Genomic DNA, 6,856 nt, shown 5'->3' on the forward strand with positions numbered 1-6,856 from the left:
GGAGAAGTTCCATGTCCCTGCACGCGAAACTCCAGCAACGCGCCTCCGAGGGCAAGCCGATCCGCGTCGGCCTGATCGGCGCCGGCAAGTTCGGCTCCATGTACCTCGCGCAGGTGCCCAACACCCCCGGCGTGCACCTGGCCGCCATCGCGGACCTGTCGCCGACCGGCGCACGCAACAACCTCGCGCGCGTCGGCTGGAAGGCGGAGCGTACGCAGGCCAGCTCCATCGACGAGGCGCTCAGGACCGGCGCCACGCACGTCGGCGAGGACTGGGAGGCCCTGGTGCGCCATCCCGCGATCGACGTGGTGGTCGAGTGCACGGGGCACCCGATCGCCGCCGTCGACCACTGCCTGCAGGCCTTCGCCCACCGCAAGCACGTGGTCAACGTGACGGTGGAGGCCGATGCGTTCTGCGGTCCGCTGCTGGCGCGCAGGGCGGCCGAAGCGGGCGTCGTCTACTCGCTGGCCTTCGGTGACCAGCCGGCGCTGATCTGCGACCTGGTCGACTGGGCACGCACCTGCGGCTTCCCCGTGGTGGCCGCCGGCCGCGGCCACAAGTGGCTGCCGCACTTCAGCGAATCGACGCCCGAGACGGTGTGGAACAACTGGGGCCTCACGCCGGAGCAGGCGCAGCGCGGCGGCCTCAACCCCAAGATGTTCAACAGCTTCCTCGACGGCTCCAAGCCCTCGATCGAGAGCACCGCGGTGGCCAACGCCACCGGCCTGTCGGTGCCCTCCAACGGCCTGCTCTACCCGCCGGCCAGCATCGAGGACATCCCCTTCGTCACGCGTCCGCGCTCCGAAGGCGGCGTGCTCGAACGCAAGGGCATGGTGGAAGTGATCTCCTCGCTGGAGGCCGACGGCCGCGCGATTCCGTACGAGATCCGCATGGGCGTGTGGGTCACCGTGGAAGGCGAGACGGAATACATCCGGAACTGCTTCGAGGAATACAAGGCGCACACCGATCCGGGCGGCCGCTACTTCACGCTGTACAAGCGCTGGCACCTGATCGGGCTGGAAGTGGGCGTGTCGGTCGCCAGCGTCGCGCTGCGCGGCGAGGGCACAGGCGTGCCGAACTGCTGGAACGCCGACGTGGTGGCCACCGCGAAGCGCGACCTGCAGCCCGGGGAAGTGCTCGACGGCGAGGGCGGCTACACGGTGTGGGGCAAGCTGCTGCCGGCCGACGCCTCGGTGCGCATGGGCGGGCTGCCGCTGGGCCTGGCGCACGACGTGAAGCTGGTGCGCGCCGTGAAGAAGGGCCAGAGCCTGAGCTGGGCCGACGTGGCGATGGACACGAGCACGCACGCGTACCGGATCCGGCGCGAAATGGAGTCGCTGTTCGCACGCTGACGGCGATCCACTCATTGCAACGGGGTCGCGCAAAGTGCTGCGCGGCTTTTGCTACAATGGCGTTCGTTGTGGGGGGGTAGCTCAGCTGGGAGAGCGTCGCGTTCGCAATGCGAAGGTCGGGAGTTCGATCCTCCTCCTCTCCACCACAATTCCCGGGGGTTCTTAGCTCAGTTGGTAGAGCAGCGGACTCTTAATCCGTAGGTCGTAGGTTCGAATCCTACAGGACCCACCACCCGGACAAAATGAAAAGCCGCTACGGAATCCGTAGCGGCTTTTTTCCTGGGGCTGTCGGAAACGACGGGGCACTCGCGTGCCCCTTTCCGTGGCTCACTCCCGATCAGTGACCCGGCTCCCAGTGCCCCGGCACCCACGTCGAGACGCCGTTCTGGATCTCGAAGTGGCCTGCGTTCCAGCGGTCCCCATCCTGCGGACCCGCGATCTGGATCTGCGCCGGCGGACCGCCCAGCACCGCCGTCGAGTTCGACGGGGCGATGGCGATCGCTGGCCGCTCCTGGGCCAATTGCGCCTGGTATTCGCGCTGCGCCTGGTCGCCCTGGTTGTTCGCGGCTGCCGCACCCGCCCCCGCCAGTGCGGCGAGGCCTGCCGCCACGGCAGGCGCGAAGGCATGGGCGCTGCCCACGGCGAACAGGCTCCCTGCGGTGGCCAGTGCTGCAATCAATTTGTTGTGCTTCATGTCGATCTCTCCTCAAAAGGACATGGCCACAGCATCCGGTCGAGCACCGGCCAGGGCAGTCGGCCCACGGCGAGGGTCGGAGTGGGACTCCTCGGGCGAGCCGTGTGGCAGGCGAACCGGCAAGATCCCGTGCCGAGCCTTCGAAGCTCAGCGTCCAAGGAGTGGCGGCCGGCCGCCTGTCCTGCAGCCGGCCTTCAGCGGCCGGCCTCGATTTCCGAGGCCCGCGGGCACTGGGCCGGGTTCTGCGACTGCGCCGTGTCGAGCTCGCCCTCGCGGTACGTGCAGTCGTACGCCGCCCCGTTCGGCACGCGCCCGGTGAGGCGGCGCACCCGGCCGCCTTCGTAGTAATAAGTGGCGAGGACCTGCATCGCCTCGGGCCGGGCGCGTTCGCCCCACCAGACCCGCTGGCAGCCGGTGACGCCGCGGGCCATCACCGGCGGCCAGGTGGCGATGTCCATCCGGTCGCGAACGCCGAAGACGGCCCCCGGCGGCACCGCGGCGCGTTCGCAGTCCGCACCGGCGACGGCGCGCCCCGTCAGCGCCGTGCCGCAACCGGCCAGGAGGAGGGAGGAAGCAAGGGAAAGCGCAAGGATGATCCGCATGGCTGTCGGACCCGCCAGGAAGGCGGGCGTTGTCAGGGTGCGGACCAGCGTAGCACTTGCGCCCGCGCCCGGGGGCCGGGAAAAGTGCACGGCGGCCGGCCGGCTCCGGCGGGGCTGGCGGGGGCGCCGGCCGGATCGTTTCTAATACGGGTTCCGCCACGGCTTTCGCGCGGACATCCGCCGCCGGGCGCCGGCCTTGCGCCACCCCCCTTGTTTCGGAATGTGCATCGCACCGCATGGTGCGGAGGATCCTTTTGCGCAGCACCTTCGGCAGTTCGACGCTGGTCCGCCTCCTCGGCGAATGGACGCCCGCCGTCGCGGAGCCGTCCGGCCCCGACGTGGCCGAGCGCCTGAGCCTGTGGGTCGACGCCTTCGCGGCGATCCGGCTGCAGTCCGCGCACCAGGCGATCGCCAGCGTGCGCGCGGCGGCGCCGGCCCGCTGGCGCAAGCCGGGGGCGGCATCGCTGGCCGAGGACGTCGAGCGGGTGCGCTCGGTGCTCGTGCGCGCCATTGCGCAGGAGCCGGGGCCGGTCATCGAGACGGCGCATACGCCGGCCGACCTGCGCCGCCTCGCGCGCGCCGCCGCCCGTCCGGAAGAAGCCGCCGCCGACGCGAGCTACGCGCCGTGGCGCCAGCGCCACCTGGAGCTGCAGCGGCAGATGGAGCTCATGATCCCGCCGCTGCGCGAGCACCTGCGGCAGGCGCTGGCCCAGGGTTCGGCGCGCATGCGCAAGCTGGCGACGCTGGACGCGGCCATGGAGCAGGTCCTCGCCGCGCGCGAGCACAAGCTGCTGGCGCGCATCACCGAGCGCATGGAGCGGCGCTTTGCGCAACTGCGCGCCGCGCAGCTGCAGGCGCTGCAGGAGAGCGGCCAGCACGACGATCCGGCCGGGTGGCGCCAGCCCGGCGGCTGGCTCGCCCGCTTTGCCGGCGAGTGGCGCCAGCTGCTGGCGGCGGAACTGGAGCTGCGCCTGCAGCCCGCCATCGGCCTGGTCGAGGCCCTGGGCAACGAATTGAACGAACAGCAATGAGCAAGCGATTTTTTGCGGCCGCCTTCGGAATCGGCCTGGCGGCGGTGGCCTGGGTGGCCACCGGCTTCGTCGGGTCGAGCGGGCTGGCCCTGGCGATGACGCTGGTGATCGGCGCGGTCTACCTGCTGGGGGCGCAGGAGCTGCGCCAGTTCCGCGCGGCGACGTCCGGGCTGGCCGGCGCGCTCGCCACCATCCCGCAGCCGCTGCCGGACCTCGGCGCCTGGCTGGAGCAGGTGCCGCCCACCCTGCGCCACGCCGTGCGCCTGCGCATCGAGGGCGAGCGCGCCGGCCTGCCCGGCCCGGCCCTGACGCCCTACCTGGTCGGCCTGCTCGTGATGCTGGGCATGCTGGGCACCTTCCTCGGGATGGTGGTGACCTTCAAGGGCGCGGTGTTCGCGCTGGAAGGCTCGACCGACCTGCAGGCGATCCGCTCCGCCCTGGCGGCGCCGATCAAGGGCCTGGGCCTGTCCTTCGGCACCTCGGTCGCCGGCGTGGCCGCCTCCGCCATGCTGGGCCTGATGGCGGCGATCGCCCGGCGCGAGCGCCTGGAACTCGCGCGCCAGCTCGAAGGCCGCATCGCCACCGTGCTGCAACCCTTTTCCCTGGCCCACCGGCGCGACGCGACCTTCCAGGCCATCCAGCAGCAGGCGCACGCGCTGCCGGCGCTGGTGGACCGGCTGGAGACGATGATGGAACGCATCGAGCAGCGCAGCCGCCAGCTCGACGAACAGCTCTCGGCGCGCCAGGAGCACTTCCATGGGGAGGTGCGCGGCGCCTATGAGATGCTGGCCGACCGCGTGGGGACGTCGCTGCAGGCAAGCCTTGCCGACGGCGCCCGCGCGGCCGGCGACAGCATCCGCCCGGTGATCGCCTCCACGATGGCGCAGCTGGCCGGCGATGCGCAGCGCCTGCACGCCCGCCTCGGCGAGGTGGCGCAAGGCCAGGCCGATGCGCAGCACGCGCGGATGGACCAGCTGGCGACGGCCTGGCGCGCCGAGTTCACGGCCCTGCGCGAGCAGGAAGACGCGCGGGGACAGGCGGCCGTCGAGCGGCTCGGCCAACTCGAAGCGGCGGTCGCCCGCCACCTCGCCAGCCTGGGAACGGCCCTGGAGGCACCGATCACCCGCCTGCTGCAGACCGCGTCCGAAGTGCCGCAGGCCGCGGCCGGCGTCATCGCGCAGCTGCGCGAGGAAGTGAGCCGGGCCGCCGATCGCGACACCGCTTCGCTGCAGGAGCGTACCGACCTGCTGGAGCGGCTGGGCGCCCTGCTGCAGTCCCTGCAGCAGGCCTCGGGCGAGCAGCGCGCCGCCATGGACGCGATGGTGGCGTCGGCCTCCTCGGTGCTGGAGCAGGCCGGCGCGCGCTGGGTCGAGGCGCTGCAGGCGCAGGCCGGCCAGGCCGCGGACACGAGCGCGCACCTGGCGGCCGGCGCGGTGGAACTCGCCAGCGTGGCGGAATCGTTCGCGCACGGCGTGCAGTCGTTCCAGGCCGGCAACGACAAGCTGGCCGAAGCGCTGCAGCGTATCGAAGCCTCGCTGCAGCGCTCCACCGCCCGCAGCGACGAGCAGCTGGCGTACTACGTGGCGCAGGCGCGGGAGGTGATCGAGCTGAGCATCGCCTCGCAGCAGGGCCTGATCGAGAACCTGCGCCAGCTGCAGGGCGCCCGCAAGGGCAGCGCGCTGGCGCTGGCGGACGGGGAACCGGCGTGACCGCGTGGCGATGGGGGGCCCGATGACCGAGGCGGACGACGGCGAGCTCGCGGTCGAGGCGCCGGTCTGGACGGTGTTCGGCGACCTGATGGCCGGCCTGGTCGGCGCCTTCGTGCTGGTGCTGATCGGCGTCCTGTTCGTGCAGATGGACCTGGTGGCCAGCCTGCAGCAGGAAGTGGAGAAGCGCCGGGTCGAGGAGCAGCGCCGCATGGCGCTGGAGAAGGCGCTCGCCATCCCGCTCGCCTCCGGCCGCGTGACCCTGGACAACGGCCGCATCGGCATCAGCGGCAGCGTGCTGTTCGCCGTCAACTCCGACGACTTGCGGCCGGAAGGCCGGCAGATCCTGCGCAGCCTGGTGCATCCGCTGCGCGTCTATCTCGGCGAGCGCAGGGAGATGCTCATGGTCAGCGGCTTCACCGACGACAAACCGCTGCGCGAAGGCAACCACCGCTTCGCCGACAACCTGGAGCTCTCGGCCCAGCGCGCCCTGACGGTGACGCGGGCGCTGATCGAGGAAGGCATGCCGTCCTCGCAGGTGTTCGCGGCGGCCTTCGGGCCCGAACAGCCGGTCGCCTCCAATGCCAGCGAGCAGGGACGGGCGCTGAACCGGCGCGTCGAGATGGCGCCGGTGCCGCGCGCCAGCCCCGCGCCGGCGCCGGCGACCGCGGCGAAATGAACGCACCCCCGGACCCGGCCGCCCGCCTGGCCGCGCTGCGCGAAGCCGGCGCGTCCGGGATCGACCCGGTGCGCCTGCATTTCCTGGAGGCCCTGGAGCGGCGCGCGCAGGCCCAGCCGGAACCCGTGCGCGCGCTGCTGCACGACAAGCTGGCTGCCGGCATCGCCGAGTTCGAGCAACGGGCGGCACGGGCGCCGGCCCAGGCCGCGGCCGTTGCCGCGCCGCCCGGCGCCGGGGCCAGCCCGCTGGCGAGCCTCGAGGCCTCCTTGCTTCACGCGGCAGCAGCGCGCCTCGCGCCGGGCGAGATCGGGCCTGAGCTCGAACTGGCAGGCGCGCGGCGCTTTCGCCACGCCTGGCAGGCCGGCCGGACGCTGGACCAGGTGGCGCAGGCGCTGGAGCGCCGGCCGGTCAATGCCGGCCCGCTCAACTCGCACGCGCTGGTGCTGCATGCGATGGCCCTCATGCGGGAGCTCTCCCCGGCCTACCTGCGGCGCTTCCTCACGCTGGTGGAATCGCTCCAGTGGCTCGAGCAGGCCGGTGAGCCGCAGCCCCAGCCACGGACGGGCAAGGCCGCTGCCGCCCGCCGAAGACGTCGCTCCAGCGACGATTGAGCGCCCCGATCGTCGGAGCGACAGCGCTGCAGCGACAGCCGTGGGGCCGCAAGTGGGGAATTTCCCCGGTTTTGGTGGAGACGACCCCCGCACTTTCCCCAGCCCTTCTTGATTATTCCGTCAAGTTCGTACTGTGTTTCCCGGACGAATTCGGCATTTCCGAGCGGTTTGGACGGATTAA

At 72.0% G+C, this 6,856-nt stretch carries 7 protein-coding genes and 2 tRNA genes; 7 read left to right on the forward strand and 2 right to left on the reverse strand.

Features of this window, described 5'->3' with window-relative positions; all coding sequences use genetic code 11:
• Positions 1 to 11: 11 nt before the first annotated feature.
• The 3 genes from JI746_RS23905 to JI746_RS23915 all read left to right on the forward strand — a co-directional run bounded on the left by JI746_RS23905 (position 12) and on the right by JI746_RS23915 (position 1,584).
• Complete coding sequence (locus tag JI746_RS23905) at positions 12 to 1,352, forward strand: NAD(P)H-dependent oxidoreductase (RefSeq protein WP_201692806.1); 1,341 nt, start codon at positions 12 to 14, stop codon at positions 1,350 to 1,352.
• Between the two features lie 70 nt (positions 1,353 to 1,422).
• Positions 1,423 to 1,498, forward strand: a tRNA-Ala gene (locus JI746_RS23910).
• Positions 1,499 to 1,508: 10 nt separating this feature from the next.
• Positions 1,509 to 1,584, forward strand: a tRNA-Lys gene (locus tag JI746_RS23915).
• Between the two features lie 105 nt (positions 1,585 to 1,689).
• Here the strand turns inward: JI746_RS23915 and JI746_RS23920 are convergent.
• A complete protein-coding gene (locus tag JI746_RS23920; RefSeq protein WP_201692807.1) occupies positions 1,690 to 2,046 on the reverse strand; it encodes a hypothetical protein in 357 nt (118 codons plus the stop codon).
• 194 nt (positions 2,047 to 2,240) lie between these two features.
• Positions 2,241 to 2,648 carry a hypothetical protein gene (locus JI746_RS23925; protein WP_201692808.1) on the reverse strand — a complete coding sequence of 136 codons (408 nt, stop codon included), beginning with the start codon at positions 2,646 to 2,648 and terminating at the stop codon, positions 2,241 to 2,243.
• A gap of 254 nt (positions 2,649 to 2,902) precedes the next feature.
• Between JI746_RS23925 and JI746_RS23930 the strand changes: the two genes are divergently transcribed.
• The 4 genes from JI746_RS23930 to JI746_RS23945 are packed head-to-tail and all read left to right on the forward strand — an operon-like array spanning position 2,903 to position 6,675.
• Complete coding sequence (locus tag JI746_RS23930; RefSeq protein WP_201692809.1) at positions 2,903 to 3,679, forward strand: DUF3348 family protein; 777 nt, start codon at positions 2,903 to 2,905, stop codon at positions 3,677 to 3,679.
• Positions 3,676 to 5,388 (forward strand): hypothetical protein, encoded by a 1,713-nt coding sequence (locus JI746_RS23935; RefSeq protein ID WP_201692810.1) that lies wholly within the window; start codon positions 3,676 to 3,678, stop codon positions 5,386 to 5,388. The genes JI746_RS23930 and JI746_RS23935 overlap by 4 nt, the downstream gene beginning before the upstream one ends.
• 22 nt (positions 5,389 to 5,410) lie before the next feature.
• Entirely contained in the window at positions 5,411 to 6,064 is a 654-nt protein-coding gene (locus JI746_RS23940; RefSeq protein ID WP_201692811.1) for an OmpA family protein, read from the forward strand.
• On the forward strand, positions 6,061 to 6,675 hold the full coding sequence (locus JI746_RS23945; protein ID WP_201692812.1) for a DUF2894 domain-containing protein: 615 nt from the start codon (positions 6,061 to 6,063) through the stop codon (positions 6,673 to 6,675). The genes JI746_RS23940 and JI746_RS23945 overlap by 4 nt, the downstream gene beginning before the upstream one ends.
• Positions 6,676 to 6,856: the final 181 nt, after the last annotated feature.

The sequence above is a fragment of the Ramlibacter alkalitolerans genome (assembly GCF_016722765.1).
GTDB lineage: Bacteria > Pseudomonadota > Gammaproteobacteria > Burkholderiales > Burkholderiaceae_C > Ramlibacter > Ramlibacter alkalitolerans.

What these genes read in the sequence shown, in the direction of transcription:
- JI746_RS23920 (WP_201692807.1), bottom strand. Translation starts at nt 2,046, where the DNA reads ATGAAGCACAACAAATTGATTGCAGCACTGGCCACCGCAGGGAGCCTG.
- JI746_RS23935 (WP_201692810.1), top strand. Translation starts at nt 3,676, where the DNA reads ATGAGCAAGCGATTTTTTGCGGCCGCCTTCGGAATCGGCCTGGCGGCG.
- JI746_RS23925 (WP_201692808.1), bottom strand. Translation starts at nt 2,648, where the DNA reads ATGCGGATCATCCTTGCGCTTTCCCTTGCTTCCTCCCTCCTCCTGGCC.
- JI746_RS23940 (WP_201692811.1), top strand. Translation starts at nt 5,411, where the DNA reads ATGACCGAGGCGGACGACGGCGAGCTCGCGGTCGAGGCGCCGGTCTGG.
- JI746_RS23945 (WP_201692812.1), top strand. Translation starts at nt 6,061, where the DNA reads ATGAACGCACCCCCGGACCCGGCCGCCCGCCTGGCCGCGCTGCGCGAA.
- JI746_RS23905 (WP_201692806.1), top strand. Translation starts at nt 12, where the DNA reads ATGTCCCTGCACGCGAAACTCCAGCAACGCGCCTCCGAGGGCAAGCCG.